This window comes from Hyphomicrobium sp. ghe19 (genome assembly GCF_902712875.1).
Classification (GTDB): Bacteria; Pseudomonadota; Alphaproteobacteria; order Rhizobiales; family Hyphomicrobiaceae; genus Hyphomicrobium_B.
This window is the reverse complement of record NZ_LR743509.1, coordinates 4,511,188-4,537,987: the sequence shown is the minus strand read 5'-3', so window position 1 is coordinate 4,537,987 and position 26,800 is coordinate 4,511,188. Positions and strand designations below refer to the sequence as shown.

The window sequence follows — 26,800 nt, the reverse complement described above, 5'->3', positions numbered from 1 at the left end:
GAGGGACCACGAAACTGGCCGACGTATTGGCCATTTCATGCGCCCTATGGCCATGCGCCGCAGTGAGGCGTCCGGGGTGGTACGGAAGTCCTGGGCGGAGGTCACCGCAACTTGTTATCCTCGACGAACAGACCAACCATCTCGATATTCAGTCCATCGAGGTGGTGGAGGCCGGTTTGCGTGCTCACGCCGGAGCACTTCTCATCGTCAGTCACGACGAAGCCTTCCTGAACGCGATCGGCGTTACCCGCATGCTGGAGCTGCCTTAACCACCGGAACCCCAGAAAAGCCAAGCTATGCGAGATCAACAACAAGACTGAGTAACGCGCTGCTCCAAGACCGCATAGAGGCTGTAATCGGCTTGGCTCCGGAGCCGGCGACGGCTCCGGGATCCCCCCAATGCGGCTATACCCAATTAATGTATAGCCACTTTACATTTGTATAGCACTTATGCTATGCAACAGGCATGCCTAGCCACGAGGTAAGCCTATGAATATCGTTGGATTTCTCAATTCAAAGGGCGGCGTCGGCAAATCAACGCTATGTGCGGCCATCGCCGTCCGGGCCGCGCAAGAAAACCGCCGCGTCTGCATCGTCGATCTTGATCCCCAGGAGAGTGTTGCCGATTGGTGGCGCCGGCGTGGTCAGCCAGATAACCCGACACTCTTCAAGGGTGCAGACCGCGCCTCTGATGCCGTCGAAGCTTTGGCGTTAGACGGTTGGGACTGGGTTTTCCTCGATGGACCGCCTGGCTCGCTGATCGTGACGGACGACGCGATCCGAGCAAGCAACTTCGTCGCCGTTCCCATGCGTGCCAGCGGGCTAGACCTGCTCGCCTCACAGGATGCCGTGCGGCTCTGCCAGGATGCCGGCGTAGGCTACATGGTTGTGCTGAACGCCTGCCAATCGCGCAGCCGCGATAAACTCGTAGAAGCCGCCCGCTCTATCCTGTTTTCAAATCAAGTCCCTATCGCCGATGCCACCATCACCCAGCGCATCGCATTCGTAACCGCAATGACGACCGGCAAAACCGGCGCCGAGAAAGACAACGCGGCTGCGGAAGAAATCGAAGCACTCTGGAAGGAGATTAAATCGGCGACTCTCAAAGGGGTGCGGGCGAAGGCGAAGAAGGAAGCAGCGCGATGACCTCTAACGACGAGATCGAATTCGCCAGCCTGTTCGCCGCAACGCGCTACGGACAGTCGGCTAAGAGCGAGGCACGCATCCAGGCGGAGCGGCGCGCCGTGATGACCGATAAGCAGCGTTCCCGCGGAGGGAGGGCCCGTAGCGTTCAGATGAACTATCGCTGCACCCCAGCGCATAAGGCTCTTATTTCTGGTCTTTCCGAGCACATGGATGTCTCAGCGGCCGATATGTTCGAAGAAGCTGTTGCGCTGCTGGCGAAGAAGAAAGGCTACAAGGGGGCATCCGATGCTTCGTAGCCTCACCGTGGTCGGAAGCGCGATCGTCCTGACAACCGCCCATATCTCGATCATGGGATCCGGTGGCTATGGTGGCCCAACGGCGCCATTGCAGATCGCGGTCGCCTTGGGGTGCTGGCTCCGCACTCAGCGAGGGTCGTTGGCTTCTTGCCTTCGTGTTTGTTGTGACGCTGCTGTCTGGCGAGACTTACGCCATCCTCACTTCATCGGAAGTTACCCTATCGGCACGTGATGCTGCCGCCGCTCCGCTCGTCGAGCAAGCTGCCAAGAGAACGGCCGACTGCCCCCGAGGAACTCGCGGCGGCCGAAGCAGGGACCATCCCAGGAACACTGTCCATTCCGTTAATCTGGGCCTTCTCGGTATTCCTTTAAACCGGTGATATCGAGAGCGCCTGCAAGTACACCGATTGGCTAATATCGCATGCTCACTCTCATTCCCTCGCGCCCTATTTGGCGTTGGGACGCGGCTTCAAAAGCCAAGTTGGCCATCCGCCAAGGAGACGCGGGTGAGGGAGTTGATAGCCTTCAGCCCTGTCGGGAAAAGCTCCGCGCTGCCGGCTACGAGTTGCATACCATACCGTTCAACATGGGCCTCGCTGAAGGTCTCGCGGCAATCGGGCGTTCGAGAGGAGCGATGATCGCTCGGATTGAGCCGCGGTCAGAGCGCGCGATCGTGGGAACTGCGCGCTGCAATCGACCTAGCACAGCTGACATTCGCTCAAGGCATCGCAAGCGCGCTCGAAAACTTCTTAAGCCAGTGTTCGAACAATTTGTGGAGGGTTTGCAGACCGCGGAATGTAAAACTGCGAAGCGTCTAATCCTGACTTTGGAAGAGCTCCTCGATTCAAATGAGCAGCAGTCTTCGTCGCGGCCGCTGGTATGCTCAGCCACCGAAAGAGAGTGTGACTTTTGAAGGCGGACAAACGTTCGCGCGGTCTTGCCCTCGACGTCAGCTAAGGTGCGCTTCTTCTGACAGTTTCGGACTCTGGTGCCCTTGCTTCTCTTTGAAGACCCCAAGACGGACCGCTCTTGCATTGGGCCGCGTCACGAGCGATGAAGCTGGCTGGGACCTGCGCCTCTCTTTTTGAGGGGGCATTCACACCGCAGCTTATAAGGGGCGGTCAAGGCCATGTTGGCCGACTTCAGGGCTTGTACTTATGGACAAATCGGCTCCCCATATCCTTGTAGTCGAAGATGATATCGTGACCCGCATGAAGCTGGCACACTACTTCTGCGCCGAAGGCTATCGCGTAAGCCAAGCCGCGAATGGTTCGGAAATGCGGCAAATACTTCAGAATGATCCCGCAACAGTATTAATGATAGACGTAAACTTACCGGGGGACGACGGCCTCAAACTTGCCCGTGAGCAGAGAGAGCATTCCGATGCCGGCATCATCATAATTACTAGCCGCACAAGTACCACGGATCGTATCGTCGGCTTAGAGGTCGGGGCCGACGACTATGTGACGAAACCCTTCGAGCCCCGCGAGCTATTAGCTCGCGTCAAAAATCTGATCTGGCGCTTAGATCGCGGGCGCTCGATGCAGTCAACGGCACAGACTATCCGTTTTGCAGGATGGCGGCTCGACCTCGGAAAGCGCACGCTTCAGGGCGAAGACGGGCGTTTTGTCGATATCACCCGTTCCGAATTTAAGCTTCTGGCGCTTCTCGCATCCAAACCAGGGCAGGTTATGAGTCGTAGCCGGATCTTAAAGGAAATAGCTAATCGCGAATGGGACGTCGAAGACCGAACCGTTGACGTTTTGGTCCGGCGCCTGCGCCGCAAATTCGGGGACCAGGCGGATCATCCGCAGATCATAGGCACTTCGCACGGCGAAGGTTATTATCTAGCTGCGATAGTCGAGTGATCGATCGTCCGCGCTGGCTCTACTCCTACCTCAGCCTCGAGAAGCTTGAGGCCTTCCGTCCAAGCTCGACGGCAGGCCGCCACTAAGCCAATAATGTCTTCCTTTTCCGCCTGCTCCGCCAAGTTCTCTAAGCGTTCAGCAGCGCCACGGAGCGCAATGAGATTGAGGGAGCCCGAAGTGCTTTGAATGACGTGGGCAAGCCTGCAGATTTCTTTTCGATCGTCGATCGCAAGAGCCGCTTCGATGTCCCCAAAGCGAGAGGACATGGCATATTTGGCGGAGGCAATGAGGCTTCGGACCACGCTTAGCCCCAATGTTCGGATATCCTGTGAAAGAGATCTGCGGTCAATCTCTGGTCGCCGGTCTGCAAATGCCGACGCCAGGGCCTGAGATAAAGACTGGGCGGAAAGCGGCTTTGCGACAAAAACATCCATCCCGCTCGCGAGGAAGCGCTCCACGTCAGCGGGAAACACGTGGGCCGACATGCAAACGATCGGGAGATCCGATCGGTTTAAAAGTTCGCGAAGCCGGTTCGCTAGTTCCAAACCATCCATGCCTGGCAGGCTAACGTCAGTCACGACGACATCCGGATGGAAACTCGGGGCCGCCTCCAATGCGGAGCACCCGTCCGGCGTCGCCAGCGTGCGATGCCCAAGTCGCTCAAGGTACGCGGTTGCCACAATACGGGTAGTTTCATCATCTTCGATAAGAAGCACATTTCGAGCAGCGCTCGTGCTCTCTGACATCTCGTGAGACGTTTCAAGTTCAGCGTTTCCTCTGTCAAAAGATATGACGAGCGAAAACGTGGAGCCGACCCCGACCATGGAGGCGACAGACAATTTGCCATTCATCCGGTCAGTCAACCGACGACAGATAGCAAGACCTAGTCCTGTGCCGCCATAACGGCGCCCCACACCCGCGTCGGCTTGAACGAAAGCCTCAAAGACTCTCTCCAACTGATCTTCCGGGATGCCCGGCCCTGTGTCGGTCACGTTTATTTTCAGAGTCTGGGCGTCGTCGCCGGTGTGAACGACGTCAATGATGATTTCCACCTCTCCGCGGTCGGTGAATTTTATGGCATTGTTGACCAGGTTGATGATGATCTGCTGAAGCTTACCAGCATCACCCCAATACGCCTGCCAAACTTCCCGACCGACGATGAGTTTCAGCGACAGCCCTTTTGACTCCGCCATGGGTCGCATCATCGTTGCGATACGTTGCCCCAAAGCCAGCATGCTAAAATTGCAAACATCGAGAGTGCCTTCGCCGCCTTCAATTTTTGCATAACCAAGAATTGAATTCAGCACACCGAGAAGAGCTCCGGATGCGCGCATCGCTCCCGTTGTCCAGCGATCTTGCTCCGGAGACAGTTTTGTAGACCGCAACAGATCGATCATCCCCGTAATTCCCGTCAGCGGGGTGCGGATCTCGTGGCTCATGATCGCGAGAAACTCCGTCTTGGCACGGTTGGCCGCCTCGGCTTTCTCACGGGCGACGGCATGCTCGCCTGCCTCAACTAACAAACGCTCATTGGCTGTTCGGAGCATCTCTGTTTGCTCTTCAACGAGTTGACGGAGTTCCTCCCTGTGACGGCGCAATTCTTCGTTTGTCTGCCGCTGCGCATCTTCCAGCGCACGACGCCGGCGCGTTTCATCGCGAAAAACAGCTACCGCGCGACTGAGTTTACGCAACTCAGGCGCGCCTTCTTCGCTGACCTCGATATCGATGTTGCCGCTCGACAGAGCTTCCAAAGCATCCGTGACTTTTCCAAGCGGATGCACGAGCCGACGCTCGACAAACCGCCAAACGAAAAGTGCGGATAAGCCGAAGCCAGCGAGGGAGGCCCCGATCAAAACGAGCAGGCCGAAGCTCACTCCGTCCGCGGCTTGTGATGAGTTTTCCGTCGCGTATTGACCGGCTCGCCGAAGCATGTTGTCCGCAACCGTCTTCATCTCCCCGGCGACCTTCGTTGCCGCCACGGCCTGTGTTTCAGATTGATCGGCAAGCTGAAGCAATCGTCGCTTTTGATCGACGATATTCTTTGACGGATCTGCGTCGTCGACAGTGTGAGCTAGAATGTCGAGATAGCTCTCGGCCTCCTTGCGGCGCGTGGGATCGGATACGATGGTGACGCCTCGCGCGATAGTCGCGAGATGTTGGCGATATTCGGACGCCAAGTCCGATAATTCAGCATCCGAAGCATTATTGAAGCGCGTTATGACCACGCTGAGCTGCGAGGCGGCGAGGCGCAGTTCGAACATCCTTTCGAAGTTGAAGAAATCACGCTCGACGAGTTGGTCAAGCGTCGATAGAAATAACTCGCGATCGCGCGTGTCTCTTTCAGGCGTGTACAGGTCGGCAGTAACTGCAGTAATCAGCGCCTGAGCGTTCGAAACAAATGTCTCCGACAGGTCGACCAAGGCCGCGGCCGTCGTCGTCGCGGTCTTGATTTCTCGCCGCAACGTTTCAGTCACCGCAAGCCGCTCGGCAACGAGCTGTTTTTGAACCTCCAGCTCACGGAGCAATCTCTCCACGAGGTCGTGCAGTTCGCGGGCCTGTGGCGCAGGCAGTTTCGTCGCGATGCTGCCGACGAGCAATCGAACCCGCTCACGCAACTCCGACAATTCAATTTTATAACGGTCGAAGTTTTCCTGACTATCGGCGGCACGCAAGGCGGGACCGAGCGCGACGAGCCGGTCATTCATTTCAACAAGCGATTCTGAAGCCAAGACGGTTGGAAGGGCCTCTTCGCTAAGATGCGACTGCGTCTTTGCGACATCACGAAGGATGAGCCAACCCACGATTCCGGGCAAAAGCGAAAGCGCAGAAATGACTAGAAATGCGAGTAGGAGCCGCCGGCCAATGTGAGAGTTGGAAAACATTATTCTGGAACCTATACGATGCCGTCGCGGCAGTCATTGCTCCTCAACGCGATTTCGCATAACGGCAGCTGGAACGCTAGCGCGGGCAGGAGAATGTGAATGAATTGGGCTCGGCTGCAATGCTTGATCGGATCGCTCTGCCTCGCCGTCGTTCTGCCCGCTCCCGCTGGCGCATCAGAATGGAACGTGTTGGCTTGGCCTGAGCCCTACGACTATTCGGGCATACCCTCGACCGTAATGGTTGAACCGCTGGCGCGGGCCGCTCGGCCTTGGCGAATCTGCGCGTCGTATCCGCACCTCAAGGATGCCTACTGGATTAGCGTTAACTACGGCATGGTCGAGCAGGCGCTCGCAGCTGGAGTTCAACTAACCGTTATCGATGCCGGCGGATACCCAAGCGTAGATCGTCAGAGGGAACAAATAGAAATGTGCAGTCGAACCTCCGACGCCGTGATCGTGAGTCCGTCATCGTACGACGGACTCACGCCGCTCATTCGAGACATCGCAAAGCGGATGCCTGTCATCGCCGCGGTCAATGACATCGATAACCGCGGCATATCGGCGAAAGTTGGCGTGCCATGGCGGGATATGGGACGCGCGATTGGCCGCTACATCGCGGCAAGAACTCCATTGTCCGGCCCATCGGCGCCCATCGCATGGTTCCCAGGTCCAGAGGGTGCAGGATGGGTCCACTTCGTGGATGCCGGCTTCAGAGAAGGCATCGCCGGAAGCTCGGCCAAAATCGCGGCAGTGGATTGGGGAGATACTGGATTTGAGATCCAACTGCGACTTGTTGAGGAGACGCTCGATCACTTCCCGACGATTGCCTACCTCGTCGGCAGCGCCGTGACAGCTGACGCAGCTGTGAGTGTGCTGCGTGCTCGCGGATTGGAGGGGCGCGTGATGATCGCTTCCACCTATTTCACGCACGGAACGTATCGCGCCATCAAGCGTGGAAAAGTTATTGCGGCGCCGACCGACGCGCCTGTTCTGCAGGGGCGTTTGGCGATTGATCAAGCTATAAGGGCGATCGAGGGCAAGCTCATCCATCGTCATCTGGGACCACCCATCACGATGGTGGACAAGCAAACGGTGGATGACATGCCGCTGGCTGACTGTTTGGCGCCCCCTTCTTTTGTCCCACGCTTCGAAGTGCCTTAACGCGCCCAGCGCGCTCTTCTTCTTTTTAACAAATTTTCACAACTTCGCACCTCGCGTTAACAAGATTGGATCCGCGGAATAACAAGCCCGCAATACCCTTCCAGGCGTGAATGAAAAACCGGTTGCTTGCTGATGATTTGACTCGCGTCAATCGGGTTCGGGCGGCATCCGACAAAACAAACCTAGAAGGGACGAAATATGCTTGACCGTAAGAGACTGGGCTTTCTCGCTGGCGCTGGACTGTTCGCAATCGTTGCTGCCGCAAGCGCCTACGGGGAGGCCAAAGCACCATCGAAAGAACTCACATATATCAAGAATGCCCAGGGTATGCAGATCAAGTCCATGGGCACTCCGAACGTTGACGCCTTTCTGCAGGACATCATCTCGTCGGACGACCCGAAAGCGCCGTTGACCTGCGGACTGTTCCGCCTCGAGAAGTCCGCTCCGTTGACCTACGACTACACCTACGACGAGGCCAAAATTATCCTCGAGGGTTCGATGACGGTCTCTGACGGGAAAAACACCGTGACCGCAACAAAGGGCGATGTGCTCTTCTTCCCCAAAGGTTCGACGATCACGTTCACCACGGAAAAGGAAGGTTTAGGCTTCATCTGCGGACAGCGTGCTCGCGATAATTCCTGACGGCTAATTTGGGGCGCTCTGATGGGCGCCCTTTTTGGTCTCCGATAGCGACACTCATGAGGACGCAACATGCGCAAGCGAGCAAGTCAGCTACTGCCCGTGGCTGCAATACTGTCTATTCTGCCGCTAACTGTGAATGCGGCTGAACCTATTGATTTGCGGGATCTGACTAACGGAGACCCGTACTTTTACACGAGTGACCAAATCGTGAAGGAGGACGACGGCCAGAAAGACCTGGTCGGAGTCGGTCGTCCTTCGACAACGCATTCCAAAATTCCACATCTGCCGTTTTACGTTGGTTATGTGAATACCAACTACACGTATCGCTTCTTTACGATTGCCGAACAGGTGCTTTCGATGATCGGAGAAGGAAAGCACGGACTTTGGCGGGTACAAGAGAGCGGTATGATCCGCGAATACCGCAAGAAAGACGCTGCAGGTCTTCCCGCGAATTCAGACATCATGGACGCTAAGAAGCTGGCCTCTCTCGAGAGTGAGTACTCGTCGTTTTTGCCAGACGAAAGCTGGTCAGGCTACAAATATCCTGACCAGAAATTTACTGCGGATGGTCGGTTGAACTACATCGATCTTCCGATTACCCACCCGAAATACAAAGCCCGATACGCCGCGCACGATCCGATAGACCTGCCGAATTTTTTCTGCACCATGTCGGAAGCAGATTATCCCTATGCTGCTGAAGCCTTGCATTTCGCTTTCGCCCAACCCGGCGCAAACCAGGTGGGGCCACTCGGGAAGCGGGCAGGTCTGGATATTCGCGAAAACTATACGAACGTTCTGCGACTTCAACATTTTCCGGATGCTCGAACCTGGGCGAATGTTGGCCAAGAAGGCATGGACGCGTTGCACGTAAACTGGAAGGCGATCGACACTGGCAAGACGAAGGCGGAATACTATCTCGTCGAACGTCCGTTCTTCAATAAGCCCTACCTTTTTCTGCTGGCCGTGTTCGACAACGACAACAACGACGATTTCCGCTACGTGCGTCCTGACGGACCATATTTTCAATCCCTTGGCACCAAGGCGAAGGGATTGAAAACGGAGGTGACCGCAGCGCCGCGTTTCAATCTCGAAGATGGTCACATTGCTCGAGCGATTGGCCTGCCGGTTTATGGCGTCCATCATCCCAACCGTGCGGCCTACGGCGGGGGCGGAGCTTGTCCGATGAAGGGCGGTGATTGGGGACGTTATCCTGATACTTCAGGTGGCTCGGGATGGGCTACTCAGTATGAAGAGGTGACGCCGATGTGCGACGCCGTCCTCCTCGATGTCAAATTTTACAGCAATCTCGACGGACGCGACTGGAGTGAACCCACGAAATACCTTGCCAACGCTGGCGCCGGCAGCAAGTCCGTTGTCTACAAGGTGACGCCGGGTGAATATGGCGTCTTTTCTGACCCCTATAACGTCGCGCATCAGCACGTCAATCAGGACGCGACTAAGATACCGAGCGAGATCACACTCGTTTATCCGGTGTCGGAAAAGCCCGTCGGCTACACGCCCGTTCCGCCGCTGCTGCACAAGCCATCGGGACCTGTCGAGAGTACATCCTGCCGTCAGGCGAACTTCAAATAAGCCTTTGGCGTTTACTTGATCGCCTGGGACGAGATGTGGCGGCGGAGCTCCGCCGCCACCAAGCATGAGGCCTTGGCAGTTCGGCACCCGCGATTTGATGTCGGCCAAACTTGCTGGCTCCAGCGCTGGCGGTCGACGCCGTAATACGGGAGCGTCACGTGTCCAACCACTTGCCGCCATTGGGCAGCATCTGAGTCGGCCGCGTGAACCGGACGCTGCGCCATGATCGCTTCTGGAGCGGGCGGTCGATAAAGGAAATCGGAGAACACCGCGTGTATCCTGCCACAGCAAAGCATAGTCAATGGCATGGCAATCGAGATCGAGCGTAAGTTCCTTGTTGCAAACGATGGGTGGAGAGCGCTGCGCGTTTTTAGTCTCCATATCCGTGATGGGCTGATCGCGACTGATGGCGGGAAAAAGGTGCGCGTACGCATCAATGGCGACCGTGCGACCATTGCCATCAAGGGCTCCCGCAACGGCTTGATCCGAGCGGAGTTCGAATACGAAATACCCCTCGTGGACGCAAACGAACTACTCGGCAATTACTGTCAAGGCAGGATTATCGAGAAGACACGTCACATAGTCGACAGTGGTGGTTTTAGGTGGGAGATTGATGAGTACAGCGGCGAGCTTACCGGGATTATCGTTGCCGAGATAGAGCTGCCCGCGACAAACACTGAATTCAGCCGCCCTGACTGGCTCGGCGTCGAGGTTACTGGTGACGAGCGCTACCGAAAAGGCAACCTCCACAAAATGACGACGCGGTAAGCGGCAGCCGCGTTTTGTGTAATTGGACTGTGTCATCAGCCTACCTTGGTTCATGCTAGAATGCTCATTGACCAGCGTCTGGGGCTGGCCGGAGAGCAGAGTAGACCAACCGATTCTGGCGACGTCTGCAAAACGCTACATATGAACAACGGCCGGGGCGCCTTCCTGCTGCGCCGAACGTTGATCTCGATGGCAGCCGTTGCGGCGGGATCTTCAACTGAGCACTTCACGGCGGAATCCAAAACAACGACCTCGAAGTTCGTCCTCGCGTGCGAACGCATTCCGCGGCGCGCCCGGGACGAGGATTCAACACCCGATTTCAGTATAACTTTTTCACCGTATCGCTAGCACTTCCACTCTTCCTCAAAACGCGCACCTGCCCGTTTTCAGGAGACAACTCGGCGCCCAATTGTTTCAGTGCATCGGACGTGTCGAACCTCTCGAGCATGATTTCAATCGAGGCGGGTCCGTCGTTTGTCGTCTGAGCGTGCGCGAGTGCGTCGTCGAGTTCGTCCTCGGTTGTCACTAGCCGGCCCCAGCCTCCGCCGAAATCCTCCGGGAGCTTGTGATAGGCCCATGGTTGAATGTCGTTGTAAGGCCCCTCGTGGATGGCCCGTTCGGTTGTGTAGCCGTCGTTATTCAGGAGGAGCACTATGGCGTTGCTCTTTCGTCGACAAAGCGACGAGAGCTCCTGGGCCGTCATCTGAAATGCACCGTCGCCGATGAACGCAACCGGCCGTCGCAACGGATCGACGATCGCTTCGCCGAGTGTCACACACAATGGGCGTATTGCATTGCGGTAACGCGTACGATTGATCAAATTTTTCGATTCAGGCTGCAGCGCCCTTGAACGGGTTCGATAAACAATTACCTGCTAATATACTGATGCGAATTCCCCTGATGGGTGTCGCGATGTCAGCCGAAGGAGGTTGGCAATGGATGCAAGACAAAACATCACAAGCGATTGGCAGGACTCGGTCAACGTCCTCCTAGGAATTGCACTTTTCATCTCACCTTGGGCGCTAAACTATGCAACGGAAGGCAGCGCTGCGCTGAATGCGCACGTCGTTGGTGCCGTCATCACGTTGATGGCTTTGGCGGCTCTGTTTGCCTTCCGCGTCTGGGAGGAGTGGATCAGCGCCGTCTTGGGAGCCTGGCTGATCGTGGCACCATGGGTGTTGAACTTCAGCGGCAATGCGGCAGCGACGCGTACAAGCATGGTGATCGGCATCGCAGCAATCGTGCTGGCGCTGTGGTCGGCGAACGAGCACACCACAGGGCATATGGGTGCCGGAGGTTGAGAGAGCGGCCCACTTCATATGGCGAATCATATGGCGAAGGGCCAGCGGCTGATAAATACTTCCCTAACGAATGGGAGAGGGAGCGCTGTTGATTTGAATCAACGGCCTTCAGGTTATGATTCTGGCGGCGACGCGCCTTCTCCGAACATAAAGAGAGAACTGCGGGCGCCGTTTGATCGAGGCCCTGCGACGCCGCTTTGGCCAGGACGGACTTCGAGCCGCATATACGGATTTCCTTGTCTTGGACCGTAACTTCGCGGACTGCGAGTCGGGCATAGGCCCGCTTCAGCTCGGGCGGACCATTTTTTAGCTTGTCTCGCAGCAGGACTGCCAGCTAGGCGATCTTTTCCGGCGTGATCGTTGGCTCGCCATTCGAAATGCGGTTCTGCAGCTCGGCAATTTCCACGGCAAGTGGGTCGCGCCGCACCTTGAGAGCAACGAGACGGCCTCGGAGGCTCGGATCAACTTCAGCTCCCTTGTTTACTCTAAATTTTTGAACAGCCGTCAAATTCGGTTCCTATTGGAATCAACGCGGACGGCAATGCAATGGCAATCGGCGACCATCAAGCAGGCGAAGAAATCGCCGAACGGCTTGAACAGGCTCGTAGCAAGATAGAGGGCAAGTTTTCTCAGGCCGGCGCGGTCCTTGAGAGCACTCTCACCGTCCTGGGCAGAGCGCTTGAATTACTGAGCCAACTGAACAGGGTTATGGGCGCGCGAGCCGTCGAAGGTGCCACCCAAGATCTTGTTTCGACATCTGCAGAGTTCAATTCGCTCCCGGCTCTTCTAGTGGCGAGAAATGCTCACCTGGGCGGACTTGAAAAGGCAAGGCGCACTTTGAGTTCGCACATCGAAGAGATGCGAGATCTATTGAAGTATTTGCTCGTGTTCGCCATGAACCTGAAGATCGCGGGATCAGGCTCCGCAGCACAGACCTATGATTTTTCCGACTTCGCTGAAGAGATGAAATCGCGGCTCGGGCAAGGGGGGGCCGACCTTGACGAGTTCGATGCGCGGCTGGAAGACCTCGATCATCAGATACGCAAGGCCCGAGCCTTCGAAACCCACCTTTTGGAACAGGCTGATCGAATGCTCCCGTCCGTTCCGGATCAATTGACGAAGGACGCGGTGGCGATAGGACAATATCACCGACACGCCACGAAAATGATGTCCGAAGTCTCGAGGCTTGCCCAGAAGATACAGTCTCAAATCTTCAACGTCCTGTCGTCACTTCAAATCGGCGACATCACGCGCCAGAGGATCGAGCACATCCAATCGGGCCTCACCCTGCTTTCCGACGCCCGCGCCGCGCTCATGAGTAACGGCATGAGCGATGACGCTTGCGACAGGTTCGATCGTTATATTTACGGCCTCCTCGCGCACCAGCTCCATGACACGGCGGAAACGTTCAGTCTCGACACCAAGCACATGGCGGAAATGATCGCGGAGATCTCCGTGGATACCGATCAGCTTCTCCGCACGCAGCTTGATTTTAGCAACGGCGCCGAAGGCGGCGGACTTCGCTCGCTGGAATCCAGCGTCGCTCAGGCGCTCGAGCTGGTCGCCGACCTTGAAAGGTCCGCAGAGGGAGCGAGTCTGGTTCATCTGGCGACAACGAAGGCTGTCAAAGAGCTGGAAACGTGTGTCGACAGCGTCAAGAACGTCAAAGAGGACGTTCAATTTATGGCGATCAATACCACTGTCAGATGTTCCCGTCTTGGAGATGCCGGCAAGCCGTTGGAAGTGATTGCCGTTGAGGTCCGGCACTACGCCAAAAAACTCGAATCGACGTCCGAGGCTACGCGATCCTCACTGCATGCGCTCACGATTGCCGCAGCCCAAAGCGGAGGATTGAGCGATCACGACAATCACGCGAGCGCGCGAACCAAGCTCGAATCCGCGGTGGCGTGCCTGCGCGGAGCCGCGAACGCCATTGAAAACGATTTGACGACATTGACGTCCCGCGGGCAGGAAGTCGCCTCATCTTTGAGAAATGCTATGAGCAAATTGAACTTCGAGGCTGACCTTGTCAGCGTCGTCAGTGACGAGGTCAACACTTTGATGGCCCTCGCGGGAGCGACGGTTACGACGACGGAGGATATTTGCGAACCGCTGGGTGAGATACTCAATCGAATTGCGTCGCTGTACACGATGGCAAAAGAACGAGAGGTTCACGCGAGGTTTGCTCTCCCTGCGAACGAGATCGAGGACGAGAACCGGGCGGCGGCGTAGCATGCGCAGCCAACGAATCCTGACAATGTCAATGGCTCATTGATGCCCGGAGAATTTCGCGCGCAATAGCGTCGAGGGGGGAGATCTTTATCGCCGCGCCCCGTGCGATGGCCTCTTTCGGCATCCCGAAAACGATTGAGCTTGCCTCGTCCTGCGCAATCGTAAAAGCACCGGCATCGCGCATTTCTGCCAATCCGCGGGCACCATCGTCACCCATACCTGTCATGATGACGCCGATAGCGTTCGCTCCGGCGGAGCGCGCAGCCGAACGAAAAAGCACGTCGACCGAAGGTCGGTGCCGTGACACCAACGGTCCGGTTTTCACCGATACATAATACCGTGCCCCCTGCCGCTCCAGCATCATGTGCTTGTCACCGGGTGCTATCAAAACGTGACCGCGCAGAACCGGGTCTCCGTCAACAGCCTCCTTGACTTCCACCTCGCACAGAGAATTGAGCCGCTTGGCAAAGGCCGCGGTGAACCTCTCCGGCATGTGCTGAACAATCACGATTCCCGGTGCGTTCGCGGGAAGCGCCTGCAGCACCTCACGCAGCGATTCCGTGCCACCGGTCGACGCTCCCAAACAAGCTACCATTTCCGTTGTTTTAGCCATCGCCCGCCCCGTCGGCGGCGGCAGCATCGCGTCCGCCGTCAACTTCTTGGCAGGCTCGCTATCGCGCAGATTGAAGGTGCGGGGCCTCCGCCCGCCGACGCGAGCCTGCGCCGCGCTTTTGACGACCTCGCAAATGCGAGCGCTAGATTCGGCCAAATGATCTGCAACGCCGATTCGCGGTTTGAGAATGACGTCAACCGCGCCAGCTTCCAGCGCCTGCATCAGCGTCTCCGAGCCTTGCTCGGTCAGCGATGAGCACATAACGACGGGGATCGGCTTTTGCGCCATAAGTTTGCGCAGGAATGTAATGCCGTCCATGCGTGGCATTTCAACGTCGAGCGTGATGACGTCGGGGATTTCGTCCTGAATGCGGCGTGCAGCGGCGATCGGATCTGAAGCGACCCCCATTACTTCGATATCGGGATCTTGGCTCAGCACGGTCGCCAACGCCTGGCGCACGCTGGCGGAATCGTCGACAATGAGAACGCGAATGGGCTTCATGAGGACGCTCAGGTTTTTTGAAAGATTGTATTCGCGACCTGTGTGACGGGCAGATCAAAACCCGTCAGTGATTCTGAGTGGCCAATAAAGAGATAGCCGCCGGGAAGGAGGCAGTCGCAAAGCCGGCTCAGCACGGCTGCTTGCATCGATTTATCGAAATAGATGAGCACATTCCGGCAGAAAATGAGGTCCATCGGGTCCCCAACCCGATACTTCTCATCCATTAAATTCATTCGCGCAAAGCCGACTTTCGAGCGCAGCTTCGGATGAATGCGCACTTCGCGAGCACCGGGCCGCGCCGACTGCATGACGTACTTCCGCGAAAATTCGTTCGGGACCGGCGCCACCGTTTCCAGGGAATAGACTCCGCGATGCGCGGTCGCGAGTACCTCTGTGCTTAGATCCGTTGCCAGGATCTTATAGGCAAAACTGTGCTCCTCGGCGAATTCTTCAAGTAGCATCGCGATTGTGTAAGGTTCGGCGCCCGTCGAGCAGGCGGCGCTCCAAATGCGAATACTACGGTGGCCGCTCGCGGCCATAGACGGAAGAATGGTGTCGCGCAGATAATCGAAGTGCGCAGGTTCCCGGAAGAAATCGGTCTTGTTGGTCGTCACCGCATCAATAAGATGGACGGCCTCCGAATGCAGGCCATCTTCGTCGAACAGAAAGTCGCAATAGTCGTCGAGCGTGGCGTAGCCCGTCGCGCGAAGCCGCCGGCGGAGCCTGCCTTCGAGCATCGTCATTTTGCTCGGAGGCATCTTGATCCCGCTGATGCGGTTGATGTAGCTCGCCATGCGATTGAAGTTTCTCCGGCTGAGACGATCAGACCGGACCTGCTGTTCTGCGACTTGACTAACTAGCACGCCATCCACTCCAGATGTTATTAGGCGACGGCAACATGGGACGGCATCAGCATCGCCGATTGGGTTCCCGAAAAGAGAAGCGGGAGATCGATCAGCACGACGAAGCCATCGGCGCGCCGCACGACTCCGGCGATGTAGTCGGAGTTCCAGCGAACTCCGATGTCCGGCGCCGTCTCGATTTGCTCGGCCGAAAAAGCCGCCACCTCGAAGACCCGGTCAGCCACCAGGCCCATAGATAACGTGCGATCCTCCAACGCCACATCGAGCACGAGAATTCTCGTATGTGGCGTTGGCACCGTTTTCGAGAGGCCGAGCCGGGCGCGCAGGTCGATCGTCGGCACGCCCTGGCCCCTCACGTCCGTCAGTCCCAAGAGATAGTCGGGACCGTTGGGAATCTTGAATGCAGGCCTGTAGTCCAAGATCTCACGCACCAGGGTCACGGGAACCGCGAAGACTTCTTCGCCGAGGCAGAACGTGACAACCTGAGATTCATGCGTCGCGTTTGCCATTATGCCGTCTCCCTGAACTCGGCGTCAGCGTCGTCGGGACCGCCCATGTTGAGCTCGAGCGCGAAGCCCTTGACCCGCGATTGCAGTTCCGAGACGTTTCCGCGCTGCATGGTCGCTTTACGAGCCTTGGCGGGGGCTGCCTTGGCCGCCACCTGCGTTGCTTTGAACTCAGCTTTCTTGGGCTGCGGGCGGCGAGCAGCGGCCGGAGAAGCCTTGGGTGCCGGGCGGCCGCCGGAGTTGTCGATGCGGAAGAAGGTGATGCTCGTCTGCAGTTCCTCGGCCTGTGCAGCCAATTCTTCAGAGGTTGCCGACATCTCTTCCGAAGCGCCAGAATTCTGCTGCGTGACCTTATCCAGCTGCTGAATTGCTTCGTTGATCTGCGAGGCGCCGATATCCTGCTCGCGGCACGCCGCGCTGATCTCGGAAACGAGTTCGGCCGTCTTGCGAATGTCCGGCACGAGGCGTGTCAGCATCTCGCCAGCTTCCTGCGCTGCTTTGACCGTGTCTCCAGAAACCGCACTGATTTCGGCGGCTGCGGTCTGGCTACGCTCGGCGAGCTTGCGTACTTCGGAAGCAACCACCGCGAAGCCCTTGCCGTGTTCGCCGGCGCGCGCCGCTTCAACAGCAGCGTTGAGGGCAAGAAGGTCAGTCTGGCGCGCGATCTCCTGAACGATGCCGATCTTCTCGGCAATCGTCCGCATGGCGTTGACAGCGCGGGTGACGGCTTCGCCGCTCGCTTCGGCGTCTTTTGACGACTGGCGAGCAATCTTTTCCGTCTGCGCTGCGTTGTCGGCGTTCTGCTTGATGTTGGCGGCCATCTGCTCCATCGAGGCAGAGGCTTCTTCAGCGGCAGCTGCCTGCTCGGTTGCGCCCTGAGAGATCTGCTCGGAGGTCGACGACAGTTCTTGGCTGCCCGACGAGACATTGTCGGATGCCGCGATGGCATCGGAAACTACACCGCGCAAACGCTCGACCATGCGCTGCAGAGCAAGTCCCAGTGTGTCCTTCTCGGACAAAGGGGTCGGCTCGACAGTGAGGTCACCGTTCGAAATCTTGTCGGCGAGGCTGGCAGTGACGCGAAGGTTCGCAGTCATCCGGTTCATGGCATCGATCAGATCTTTTATCTCATCATTGGTGCTGGTCGAGATCTGCTGATCGAGATCGCCGATGGCAACTGCCTGGGCAAGTTCGACACCCTTTGCCAAACCTCTTGAGACGCTGAGAGAGATCCACACGGCGGCAGTAACCGAGATCAAGAGCAGTACAGTAGCGGCTCCAATTACGACATTGCGGGCAGTAGCATATTGCTCATTCGTCGCCTCATTCGTCGCATTCATGTCCTTCACAGCAGCATCGCTGATCCGATCTGACACTGCGAACATTGCGTTCATCTTCTTCCGACCATCACCCATAGACAGCGCACCAGCCTGGACGTCCGATTCGCTCGTATTGATTGTAGCAAGGCGAAGGACTTCTTCGTTGATGGTTCGGTATTCGCGATACAATGTCTCGAACTCGCCAAGCAGGCTCTTCACGTCATTGCTTGCTATGGCTGAGATCGCGGGCATCAGCGTATTGACCTGCGCCGCCGCGTCATCAGCTCTTTTCTTGAACTCCGCAATCAATGCGGCATCATCGGTGAGAACTGCGTTCTTCTCGTTGCGTGCCAGTTGATTGAGCGAGTTCTGCAGGCTGCCGATCAACTGGATCTGCTTTGCCGGACCCTCGATCATCTGACCTATAGCGGCGTTGAGTGAACTCAGGTTCATGATCGACAATCCCGCCATGACGCAGGATAACAGCGTCAGAACCGTGAAGGTGATCGCGAGTTTTGTCTTGATCGTAAATCGCATTTTTATGCCCTTTCTAAGCGGAGACACCGTGGTCTCCGTCGAACCTAATGAACGGATGGCGACAGCTTCACCGATGCTATCAAACGGAACTCATCATGAGTCTCGCCAGCGCCGCATGCGCAGGGCATTCCAGAAAAGTGCTTAGGCGACGGCCCTGAGTGACCCTCCCACCGAATTCGATCGATCGGAAAAGATGGTTTGCAGATTGGGAAGAACGATAAAGTCGCTGCCCTTCTTGACGAGACAAGTCACATAGTCCGATCGCCAGCGCATGCCGACGCTCGGCGGCGGCTCGCTGGCAGCAAGATCAAGAGTCGTCACCTCATGCACATGATCGGTTTGCAGACCTATCAACGTGGGGGTGCCGTCAAGATCAAGTTCGATCACGACGATGCGACTATCGATAGTTGCGGCTCTTGCCTCCATGCCGAAGGCAAGCCGTAAATTGGCGAGCGGGATGACCTTCCCGCGAAAATTGATCACGCCGCCGACGAAACGTGGAGCGCCTGGCACTCGCGTTTCCGCTGCCATGTCCATGATCTCTCGGACAATGCCGGCTCCGAGCGCGAACGTTTCACCCTGGAGGTCGAAGGTAAGGACCTCGATCATTCCAGATTTGGTGTTTAGGTTTTGACCGTCTTCTTGCATGTTGCTCATCCGGCTTTGCGCAAAAGCGCCTCCTCGTTCTGACCCGCAGCAACTAGGTGGGGTATATCCAGGATGAGCGCGACTGAACCATCTCCAAGAATGGTTGCACCTGAGAACGTGGCGACGTCCTCATGAAGCTTCGACATGGATTTGATAACGGTCTGATGGTCACCGATGATTTGATCGACGACGAGACCGACGCGTTCCGAACCGGTCGAGACGACGACGACTTTCTGGTGGCGATCAGGTTCCGTGCCGGTATGAAATAGCTCGCGCAGCCTCAGGAATGGCACGAGAGACTCTCGCAGCGAGATGAAACTCCGACCGTGTGACCGAAGGTCCTTTTCAACCGTCAGCTCAAGGCATTCTTCGACCGCTGAAAGCGGGATGACATAGCGACCGGTTCCGACGCGCACCAACAGCCCGTCGATGATCGCGAGCGTCAACGGTATGCGCAGCGATACGTCCGAACCCTCACCGGGCCGGCTCGATAAATCGATCGAACCCCTGAGAGCATCGACGGTGCGCTTTACGACGTCCATACCGACACCCCGGCCTGACAGGTTTGTTACGGTCTGCGCCGTAGAGAAGCCGGGTTGGAAGATGAGCTGTAGCAGTTCCGGATCGCCGAGCTGGGCACCTGCGGTGATCAAGCCCTGAGATTCTGCTCGTTCCCGGACGCGAGCACGATCGACGCCGCGACCGTCGTCGGTGATCGAGATGATGACCTCGCCTCCAGACTGTCGTGCCGCGAGCCGGACCTGACCGGCTTCGGGTTTTCCCGCTGCCCGACGTTGTTCGGGCGTTTCGAGACCATGATCCACGGCGTTCCGCACGAGATGCACAAGCGGATCGGCAAGGCGTTCGATAACGGTTTTATCGACCTCGGTTGCCTCTCCATCGGTCGTAAGGTCGATGACCTTGCCGGTATCCCGAGCGAGGTCGTGAACGAGCCGGCGGAAGCGGCCGAATAAGGTGCCCACCGGAACCATCCGCAGCACCATCATGGTGTCGCGCAATTCGCTCGAGAGCCGCTCGATATCCTCTGAAACGGCACGCAGATTGAGATCTGGGCTCGCCGCCGCGATCTGGCTAAGGCGCGATTGCGCGATGACGAGTTCGCCGACGCGGTCCATAAGCTCATCGAGGCGTTCCGCCGGGACGCGGACACTTTCACTCGCTTTCGCGGCCTGTCGGGCATCCACGCTTGAGGTGGGCGTTGCCTGCTTGGCGACTTCGGGGGGGTCTGCGGCGGCTGTCGTGGTGACAGGCTGTCGTTCGACGGCCGGCTCCGCAACCGGTGTTTCTGCTCCGGATTCGACAAGAGACGCCGCGTCGACTTCCCGAATATCGAGCTCCATATCGTCGATTATGAAAATGAAGACGTCTTCGATGATGGACCGGGGCTTATCCGTCCAGAGTTCGACGTTCCAAGTGATACAGCAACACGTGGGCGCGAGGGTCGCTAAAGGCGGCACTTCCGAGGTGTCAGCCTCGACCCGGCAGTCGCCGAGATCGCGCAGCTCGGCGAGCAGCGCCATCGGGTTGCAGCCGTTGGCCAAGGCATTGTGCGGAAGCGCAAAGCGAATGCGCCACTTCGCGGTTTTTGGGGCGTCGACGGCACCGCCGACTGCTCCCTCGACGTCGCGCGCCAGACGCTCGAGAAGCGTCTCGCCGGCGGCGGGATCAGATGAGCCGCCGCCCTCGATCAAGAAGCGCATGTGATCTTGCGCGGCCAGGACTGTCGATACGAGTTCCTTCGTGGCAGCGACCTCGCCCTTGCGGACTTTGTCAAACGCCGTCTCACAATGGTGGGTGAATGATGCCAGCGCATCAAATCCGAACATCGCGCCGGACCCTTTGAGCGTGTGAAACCCACGAAAGACTTCATCCACCAGCGTGCGGTCGTCAGGCCGATTGGAGAGATCGAGCAGCGCCTGCTCCACGCGCTCGAGAAGCTCGCGCGCCTCGGTACGGAAGGTCGCGACTGGATCGAGGTTTGCACTCATTTTCCAAGGACCTTCTTGACGATCTTCACCAAGGTTTCTGCGTCGAACGGCTTGGTCAGCCAGCCCGTGGCCCCAGCGGCCTTGGCTCGCTGCTTCATTGCGGCGTCAGACTCGGTCGTCAGGAAAATAATCGGCGTTCCGCAATGCGCCGGTATTTTTCGCAGTTCCTCGATCATTGTCAGGCCGTCCATGACCGGCATATTCAGGTCGGTCACGATCAGATCAAACTTGCCTGCGTTGGCCTTTCGGATCCCGTCCGCTCCATCAACGGCCTCAGTAACGGAGTATCCGGCTCCGCTGAGAGCGATCTTAATCGCAACCCGGATGCTGGAAGAATCATCGACCGTCAAAATTGAGGCTGTCATTTATTCACCTGATCGTGGAGCCAAAACCCTCTATCACCGGCGTCCAGGCATTCCATGAAACCCGCCTTTTCCATGACTTCCAGAAACCGGCCGGAAATCGGACTTGATAGAGAAAGCTGTTTTGATTCGTTGGCCGCTTGATTTCTTGCCGCCAGCACGACCTGTATCCCGGCTATATCGGCATCCGAATCCGGAGGAATTTCGATCGTGAGGTTCTGCACGCCCTGAAGAGCGCCGAGAATCTGAGACTTGGCCGTTGCGGCAGTACGTATTGTCAACAATCCGTCGAGACTAATCGACTTCGAAGTGAGTTTATTTGCCATTACTCCCGATCCTAAGTTGGCTCAACAAATCGATCCGAATCAGACCGGTCTCTCGGGCAAATCGTGAACGTCGTTTGATTAGCCATTATTTTGGTAAATCAATAATGAATCGGCGACACATTACCGCTGAAATTTCAAAGTTATTTCGAATGGCCGCCACATCGCAACTCGCGGCCTTTAAACGATTAAGCGAATCCGCAAATTCTGAATTGTCATGCTTATTGGGGGTGGCAATTTAAAGCCCCCATTTGTCGCGCGCACATTTGCGCCGCCAATTTATCTTTCTAATGCAACCGAAGCAAAACTCCGAAACTTGATTCGGATCCAATCCCAGAAAAACGCTCGACCTCTCGGCAAGACAACTATTTCTCGATTTTAGATCGACGGATGATGCCAACGCAGTCCCCAAAGCTCGATCAACGGCTCCGACGACTCAAAGGAAGACCCACACTTGGTGACTCATGAGAGCCATCAGATGCTACCCAAGCGGCCCTTCACAACACCGAGGTCGGCGCGGCCTGCGCCATGATCGAACGGACGGAATAGTGCTTCGGCCTGAAACCGAAGCTCCTCGCCAACTCTAAGGACGAAATCGGCCCTTAGCCCACATCGTTACCATTCGGGCGTACGCAGGCAGACAGCAGGCATTGGAAGCATGCGTGGCTCCCAGCAAAACACGGCGGTCAATCAACCGTAATAACGACGCAGAAGCTCTCATCTCCATCATCTCCGGCGCGCCGAGAAATCAATAGGTTAGCGACATTTCGGCGTCTGCAGAATTCGGGCGCCGGGCGCTCGGCAGGCAGCGGGTCTCGCCGCGAAAGCGTTAAGGAAGCGCATCCGCGGTTTCCGTTCGCATCCGAAGTCGACCCCAAAGCCGTTGCTCAGCCTACATAGCATCAGCACACTGAGTAGATGCGCGCTTCGCGTGACCATGCTTATTCTCCAGACAACGCTAGTCTTGGGGAAATCAGTCGATGTCGCATTACCTGTCCTCACTCCCTCTTTGGCTTGGAACGCTCCTGGTCGTCGTCATCCCAACGGCAGCCGCGATGATCGGCACAGTATTCGTCCGGCACAAAGTCGGACTGGAGCGTTTGACGTCGAACAATGAAATTGCCGGCTTTAAATTTGCGACCGTTGGCGTCATCTACGCGGTCCTTCTGGCATTCGCGGTAATCGTCGTCTGGGAGCGCTTTAGCGATGCCGAAACCGCTGTCCTTCAAGAAGCGGGGGCATCCGCAACGCTTTATCGACTCTCCGCTGGCCCTGTCCCTGACTCGGTTGTGATGCGGAACGCGCTTAGCAACTATCTGGCTCTCGCGATTGAGAAAGACTGGCCGCGAATGGCCGGAGAAGACGCGAGCGAAGATGTCCGGAAAGCACTGGATGATCTTTACCTGGCGGTAATTCGCGCCAGCAGCGCGAACGGCGCCCCGTCGGCGGTATATACCGAGATGTTCAAACAGCTCGACGCCCTTACCCAGTCTCGGCGAACGAGAATTCAGCTTGCCGCCGGCATCGTGCCAAGCGTTCTGTGGCTTGTCTTGGTTTGTGGAGCGATCCTCACAGTCGGATTCACGTTCTTCTTTGGAACCGAAAATCTCAGCGCTCAAGTTTTGATGACAGGTATCTTATCGACGATCGTCTTTATGGGCCTGCTCGTGATCGTTTCAATCGATCATCCCTTCACCGGACCCGTGCATATCGATAGCGAAGCTCTCAGTAGGGTTCTCACAGATTTCGGCCATCGCACCTGACGCTTGGTCTCGACCTTTCAGAAAATTCTATCTGCGCGTTCATTCAATCGCCTCACGAAGGCTAGCCGGCAACGTGCGCGCGAGATTCGGAGAGGGAATCGTCGAGTGCCGCAAGAAGACGCTTCTTCTCGTCTCCGAATTCGATCGAGAGACGGCTGCGTGGCTGACCTAGCTGCACGTCGAACGTCGTTGCTATTCGCCCCGGGGCCGGCTTCAGCACGACGAGCCGCGTTGCCAGCGCCACCGCCTCTTCGATGTCATGCGTAACCAGCACCAGCGTCTGCTGGCCGCCCGCCCACAATTCGAGCAAATGATCCTGAAGCTCGATGCGCGTGAAGGCGTCGAGTGCCGAGAACGGTTCATCGAGCAGGAGAACACTCGGCTGTGTGACGAGCGCACGCGCGATCGATACCCTTTGACTTTGACCGCCCGAGAGCTCGCGCGGCCAATGGCGGCCGTAATCGGCAAGTCCAACCCGCGCGAGAACCTCTTCGATCCGCGCCCGCCTCTCAGCCTTTGAGAGGTGAGACAGTCCGAATCCAACATTTTGCTGGACGGTCAGCCAAGGCATCAGCCGCGGTTCTTGAAAGATCATGCCAACCGCCGGATGAGGTGCTTCGATCGGCGCGCCATCGACCGCAACCCAGCCCGCTGATGGTTTTTCAAGGCCCGACAACACGCGGAGCAAGGTGCTCTTTCCGCATCCCGAGCCACCGACGATCACAACAATCTCGCCTGCAGTCACATTCAACGAAACGTCGTGGAGCGCGACTGTGCCGTTCGGATACATTTTTCGAATCTGGTGCGCTTCAAGCATCGGTCTTCAATCGCTGGCCGAGAAGGAGTCTTGCCAGCGAAGGAATGGCGCCGCGGCAGTGGAGAGCAGCCAATCGGAAATTTGACCGAGAATGGCGAAGATCAGTATAGCCGTTACGATCTGTTGTGGCTTTCCGAGCTGCTGGCCGTCGACCAAAAGATACCCAAGCCCTTCGGAAGCGCCCATGAACTCCGCCGCCACGACAAACATCCAGCCGAGGCCAAGACCGCCTCGGAGCGCGACGACATAAGCCGGAAGGATGGAGGGTAACAGCACACGCCGTGTGAGCGCGAACGGCGACAGCCGAAAGACACGCCCAACCTCGACGATTTTCCGATCGACCGACAGAATGGCGCCGAGAACGCCGAGATAGACAGGAAACAGAACGCCGACCGCAATAAGAATGACCTTCGAAGCCTCGAAAATTCCGAACCAGAGAATGAAAAGCGGAACCCACGCGATCGAGGGAACCGCTCTCAATGCTTGAAGCGTCGGATCGACAAGCCGGCGCGTGAGCAACGAATAACCGGCGATGGCTCCGAGTAGCGTGCCGGCGAGCGTCCCGGCGCTGAAGCCGGCGAGGACGCGCAGACACGTCGCCTTGATGTGCAGCAACAGTTCTCCGGATTGGGCGAGTTCCAATAGCGTTTCGCCAATCCGCGACGGCGGCGGCACAAGGCGTCCGTCGGCAACACCGGAGCGGACGGCAATTTCCCATCCGAGCCCTAGCGTGATTGGCAAAATGAAGCCGACGAAAATAGGGGTAAGCCCGCGCATCCTTTTCGGATGGCGGGCTTTGGTGGTCGGTCGTTCGTTAATCGAAAAGCCGGCTTGCTCTACAATGCTCATTGGATTCTAGTTGGAAGCAGTCGAAAACTTGGCATCGATCAGCGAGTCGACGATTGCAGCGACATCGACATCCGGTTTGATCACCTCGGCTTTCTGAAGCGCGAGCCCGGCGGCCAATATCGTGTCCCGCTGCAACGGCCCGATCTTGGAGAATGTGAGATCGGTGCGTTCGCCGAGCTGCTTGGCAATGACCGCGTCCGGAAGCTTGGTCGCCGTTACGAGTAATTTTTGCAGCTCCGCCGGATGAGCAATCGACCATTCACGAGCTTTTTCATAAGCTGCGAGCACGCGCTTGACGATGTCCGGATGTTCGTTGGCGAAGGCTTCCCGGACGTTGAGCACACCCCAGCTGTTGGCTTCGCGGTTTCTATGAAAGAGCTTCGCGCCATTCTCGATCTCGGCGGAAGCCATGAGAGGATCGAGGCCCGCCCAAGCGTCGACATCCCCACGAATGAGCGCAGCTTTGCCGTCACCATGCTGAAGAACAACGACAGTTACGTCCTTCTCCGTCAGGCCCACGTCCTGGAGAGCCCGGACGAGAAAGATATGTGGATCGGTGCCGCGCGTCGCCGCAATGCGCTTGCCCTTGAGATCGGCAACCTTGGTTATCCCGGTATCCGGCCGCGTCACGAGCGCAGTCCATTCCGGTCGCGAATAAACGTAAATCGATTTGATCGGATTGCCGTTGATCTTTCCGACGAGCGCGGCTGCACCTGCAGTCGATCCGAAGTCGAGCGAACTCGCGTTGAGAAACTCGAGTGCTTTGTTGGAGCCGAGGGACTGGACCCAGCGGATCGCGATCCCGTCCTTCTCGAATTCCTTTTCGAGAAGCCCATTGTCCTTGAGCGCCAGCGAAACAGGATTGTACGTTGCCCAATCGATTCTGATTTCTGTGATCTTATCCGCAGCGTTCGCTGCAGAAGACAAAATAAGCGCGAAGCCAAGGGCTAGCGATGCCCGGGCCCGATCCCAAAATTTCATCTTGTGGTACCCCTTTGAATAACCCGAGCAGAGTTCTAAGGGGTCGAAGGGGCAGACTTAACGAAGAAGAAGTGATGACGATATTCTGCGATCGAAACTGATCGCGGCCTAGTGCTTGGCGTCGGCGCCTCGCTGAGCGCGCCCCGAAGACCAACCGCGACTAGCGCATCGCTGCCGTCACTCCAAATCGGAATCGGGCTGATTTAGAAAAACCAACACCGCAAGCATCGTCATATAGAACCGGAAGGCCGACTGTTGGCCGTTCCACGTTTGCGATTCCCACATCGCGAACCATTCGCCGCCTATCCCCATGAAGCCGAAGAACCAGACGAGGAACGCAAGCGTACCCCCGGCAATCGCATAACCCTTTGCACGGTTGAATACCTCGGCCGGCGCCTTACGCGTACGCCAAAGCGATGCCGCTCCGCCGATGAACAAAACGCCGGTCAGAGCCTCCGCCGTTATGATCGCGGCGTATGCCGTTTCCCAAAGGAGAGGATTTGAGATCGCCCGGTACTTGAGGTTGCTGCCGGGCAACGTGCTGTCCATGCTCAGCACGTGCTGCACGAATACGTAGTTCGTGCCGTAATCTGTGATGTTGTTGAAAGCAACCAATAGGCAAACCGCGCCGAGCGCCAGGCACATTACGATCTTGGCATAGCGCGTTATGAGCATCGGCTTGTCCCCTGCATTCGATTTTTATCCCCGCGACCGATCGGCAGGCGGTCCGCCCGACGGCAGTTGCCTGCCGTCACCTTAACTATCCTAGGATTCACGGCAGTTCGACCCGCCAGATTTTTTTATCCCCCCATGTAACCTT

Annotated in this window: 26 protein-coding genes and 1 pseudogene; 12 read left to right on the top strand and 15 right to left on the bottom strand. The window is 57.2% G+C overall.

Annotated features, from left to right (window positions below):
* Window positions 1–104 precede the first annotated feature (104 nt).
* The 4 genes and pseudogenes from AACL53_RS21595 to torR all read left to right on the top strand — a co-directional run.
* A pseudogene (locus tag AACL53_RS21595) lies at window positions 105–269 on the top strand (ABC transporter ATP-binding protein); the annotation flags it as partial.
* A gap of 220 nt (window positions 270–489) precedes the next feature.
* Window positions 490–1,146 carry a ParA family protein gene (locus AACL53_RS21590; RefSeq protein WP_339086735.1) on the top strand — a complete coding sequence of 219 codons (657 nt, stop codon included), beginning with the start codon at window positions 490–492 and terminating at the stop codon, window positions 1,144–1,146.
* Window positions 1,143–1,442 (top strand): hypothetical protein, encoded by a 300-nt coding sequence (locus AACL53_RS21585; RefSeq protein ID WP_339086734.1) that lies wholly within the window; start codon window positions 1,143–1,145, stop codon window positions 1,440–1,442. The genes AACL53_RS21590 and AACL53_RS21585 overlap by 4 nt, the downstream gene beginning before the upstream one ends.
* Before the next feature lie 1,157 nt (window positions 1,443–2,599).
* Window positions 2,600–3,310, top strand: a complete 711-nt coding sequence (gene torR, locus AACL53_RS21580; protein WP_339086732.1) for a two-component system response regulator TorR — start codon at window positions 2,600–2,602, stop codon at window positions 3,308–3,310.
* Here the strand turns inward: torR and AACL53_RS21575 are convergent.
* A complete protein-coding gene (locus tag AACL53_RS21575; protein WP_339086730.1) occupies window positions 3,286–5,325 on the bottom strand; it encodes an ATP-binding protein in 2,040 nt (679 codons plus the stop codon). The genes torR and AACL53_RS21575 overlap by 25 nt on opposite strands.
* Window positions 5,326–5,811: 486 nt before the next feature.
* On the opposite strand from AACL53_RS21575, the gene AACL53_RS21570 reads away from it, so the two are divergent.
* The 5 genes from AACL53_RS21570 to AACL53_RS21550 all read left to right on the top strand — a co-directional run bounded on the left by AACL53_RS21570 (window position 5,812) and on the right by AACL53_RS21550 (window position 10,356).
* Complete coding sequence (locus tag AACL53_RS21570; RefSeq protein WP_339086728.1) at window positions 5,812–6,033, top strand: hypothetical protein; 222 nt, start codon at window positions 5,812–5,814, stop codon at window positions 6,031–6,033.
* A gap of 258 nt (window positions 6,034–6,291) precedes the next feature.
* Window positions 6,292–7,353 carry a TMAO reductase system periplasmic protein TorT gene (gene torT / locus AACL53_RS21565; protein ID WP_339086727.1) on the top strand — a complete coding sequence of 354 codons (1,062 nt, stop codon included), beginning with the start codon at window positions 6,292–6,294 and terminating at the stop codon, window positions 7,351–7,353.
* 198 nt (window positions 7,354–7,551) lie between these two features.
* Window positions 7,552–7,995, top strand: coding sequence for a cupin domain-containing protein (locus AACL53_RS21560; protein WP_339086726.1), 444 nt, complete (start codon window positions 7,552–7,554; stop codon window positions 7,993–7,995).
* A gap of 207 nt (window positions 7,996–8,202) precedes the next feature.
* Window positions 8,203–9,588, top strand: a complete 1,386-nt coding sequence (locus tag AACL53_RS21555; RefSeq protein ID WP_339086724.1) for a hypothetical protein — start codon at window positions 8,203–8,205, stop codon at window positions 9,586–9,588.
* Between the two features lie 306 nt (window positions 9,589–9,894).
* Complete coding sequence (locus AACL53_RS21550) at window positions 9,895–10,356, top strand: CYTH domain-containing protein (protein ID WP_339086723.1); 462 nt, start codon at window positions 9,895–9,897, stop codon at window positions 10,354–10,356.
* 319 nt (window positions 10,357–10,675) lie between these two features.
* Here the strand turns inward: AACL53_RS21550 and AACL53_RS21545 are convergent, their stop codons facing one another.
* Complete coding sequence (locus AACL53_RS21545; RefSeq protein WP_339087024.1) at window positions 10,676–11,131, bottom strand: thiamine pyrophosphate-dependent enzyme; 456 nt, start codon at window positions 11,129–11,131, stop codon at window positions 10,676–10,678.
* 160 nt (window positions 11,132–11,291) lie between these two features.
* On the opposite strand from AACL53_RS21545, the gene AACL53_RS21540 reads away from it, so the two are divergent.
* Window positions 11,292–11,657 carry an SPW repeat protein gene (locus AACL53_RS21540; RefSeq protein WP_339086721.1) on the top strand — a complete coding sequence of 122 codons (366 nt, stop codon included), beginning with the start codon at window positions 11,292–11,294 and terminating at the stop codon, window positions 11,655–11,657.
* 334 nt (window positions 11,658–11,991) lie between these two features.
* Here the strand turns inward: AACL53_RS21540 and AACL53_RS21535 are convergent, their stop codons facing one another.
* Window positions 11,992–12,165 carry a hypothetical protein gene (locus tag AACL53_RS21535; protein WP_339086720.1) on the bottom strand — a complete coding sequence of 58 codons (174 nt, stop codon included), beginning with the start codon at window positions 12,163–12,165 and terminating at the stop codon, window positions 11,992–11,994.
* 38 nt (window positions 12,166–12,203) lie between these two features.
* Here AACL53_RS21535 and AACL53_RS21530 point away from each other — a divergent pair, with 38 nt between their 5' ends.
* Window positions 12,204–13,889 (top strand): hypothetical protein, encoded by a 1,686-nt coding sequence (locus AACL53_RS21530; RefSeq protein WP_339086719.1) that lies wholly within the window; start codon window positions 12,204–12,206, stop codon window positions 13,887–13,889.
* Window positions 13,890–13,917: 28 nt separating this feature from the next.
* Here AACL53_RS21530 and AACL53_RS21525 read toward each other — a convergent pair whose 3' ends face one another.
* From AACL53_RS21525 to AACL53_RS21490, 8 genes are all read right to left on the bottom strand, one after another.
* A complete protein-coding gene (locus AACL53_RS21525) occupies window positions 13,918–15,003 on the bottom strand; it encodes a chemotaxis response regulator protein-glutamate methylesterase (RefSeq protein WP_339086718.1) in 1,086 nt (361 codons plus the stop codon).
* An 8-nt stretch (window positions 15,004–15,011) separates the two neighbouring features.
* Window positions 15,012–15,797: a CheR family methyltransferase gene (locus AACL53_RS21520; protein ID WP_339087022.1), complete on the bottom strand. Its 786-nt coding sequence runs from the start codon at window positions 15,795–15,797 to the stop codon at window positions 15,012–15,014.
* 89 nt (window positions 15,798–15,886) lie between these two features.
* On the bottom strand, window positions 15,887–16,375 hold the full coding sequence (locus AACL53_RS21515) for a chemotaxis protein CheW (RefSeq protein ID WP_339086716.1): 489 nt from the start codon (window positions 16,373–16,375) through the stop codon (window positions 15,887–15,889).
* Window positions 16,375–18,228, bottom strand: a complete 1,854-nt coding sequence (locus AACL53_RS21510; RefSeq protein WP_339087020.1) for a methyl-accepting chemotaxis protein — start codon at window positions 18,226–18,228, stop codon at window positions 16,375–16,377. The genes AACL53_RS21515 and AACL53_RS21510 overlap by 1 nt, the downstream gene beginning before the upstream one ends.
* A 141-nt stretch (window positions 18,229–18,369) precedes the next feature.
* Window positions 18,370–18,876, bottom strand: coding sequence for a chemotaxis protein CheW (locus tag AACL53_RS21505; protein ID WP_339086715.1), 507 nt, complete (start codon window positions 18,874–18,876; stop codon window positions 18,370–18,372).
* 5 nt (window positions 18,877–18,881) lie between these two features.
* Window positions 18,882–20,885: a chemotaxis protein CheA gene (locus tag AACL53_RS21500; protein ID WP_339086713.1), complete on the bottom strand. Its 2,004-nt coding sequence runs from the start codon at window positions 20,883–20,885 to the stop codon at window positions 18,882–18,884.
* Window positions 20,882–21,250 (bottom strand): response regulator, encoded by a 369-nt coding sequence (locus tag AACL53_RS21495; protein WP_339086711.1) that lies wholly within the window; start codon window positions 21,248–21,250, stop codon window positions 20,882–20,884. Before AACL53_RS21495 ends, AACL53_RS21500 begins: the two co-directional genes overlap by 4 nt.
* Window positions 21,247–21,573 carry an STAS domain-containing protein gene (locus tag AACL53_RS21490; protein ID WP_339086710.1) on the bottom strand — a complete coding sequence of 109 codons (327 nt, stop codon included), beginning with the start codon at window positions 21,571–21,573 and terminating at the stop codon, window positions 21,247–21,249. The genes AACL53_RS21495 and AACL53_RS21490 overlap by 4 nt, the downstream gene beginning before the upstream one ends.
* 977 nt (window positions 21,574–22,550) lie before the next feature.
* Here AACL53_RS21490 and AACL53_RS21485 point away from each other — a divergent pair.
* Window positions 22,551–23,333, top strand: a complete 783-nt coding sequence (locus AACL53_RS21485) for a DUF4239 domain-containing protein (RefSeq protein ID WP_339086708.1) — start codon at window positions 22,551–22,553, stop codon at window positions 23,331–23,333.
* 61 nt (window positions 23,334–23,394) lie between these two features.
* On the opposite strand, the gene AACL53_RS21480 is transcribed toward AACL53_RS21485, so the two are convergent.
* The 4 genes from AACL53_RS21480 to AACL53_RS21465 all read right to left on the bottom strand — a co-directional run bounded on the left by AACL53_RS21480 (window position 23,395) and on the right by AACL53_RS21465 (window position 26,655).
* Window positions 23,395–24,150: an ABC transporter ATP-binding protein gene (locus AACL53_RS21480; protein ID WP_339086706.1), complete on the bottom strand. Its 756-nt coding sequence runs from the start codon at window positions 24,148–24,150 to the stop codon at window positions 23,395–23,397.
* 6 nt (window positions 24,151–24,156) lie between these two features.
* Complete coding sequence (locus tag AACL53_RS21475; RefSeq protein WP_339086705.1) at window positions 24,157–24,927, bottom strand: ABC transporter permease; 771 nt, start codon at window positions 24,925–24,927, stop codon at window positions 24,157–24,159.
* Window positions 24,928–25,005: 78 nt separating this feature from the next.
* Window positions 25,006–25,980 carry an aliphatic sulfonate ABC transporter substrate-binding protein gene (locus tag AACL53_RS21470; RefSeq protein ID WP_339086703.1) on the bottom strand — a complete coding sequence of 325 codons (975 nt, stop codon included), beginning with the start codon at window positions 25,978–25,980 and terminating at the stop codon, window positions 25,006–25,008.
* Between the two features lie 177 nt (window positions 25,981–26,157).
* Window positions 26,158–26,655 carry a DUF2165 family protein gene (locus tag AACL53_RS21465; protein ID WP_339086702.1) on the bottom strand — a complete coding sequence of 166 codons (498 nt, stop codon included), beginning with the start codon at window positions 26,653–26,655 and terminating at the stop codon, window positions 26,158–26,160.
* Between the last annotated feature and the right edge of the window lie 145 nt (window positions 26,656–26,800).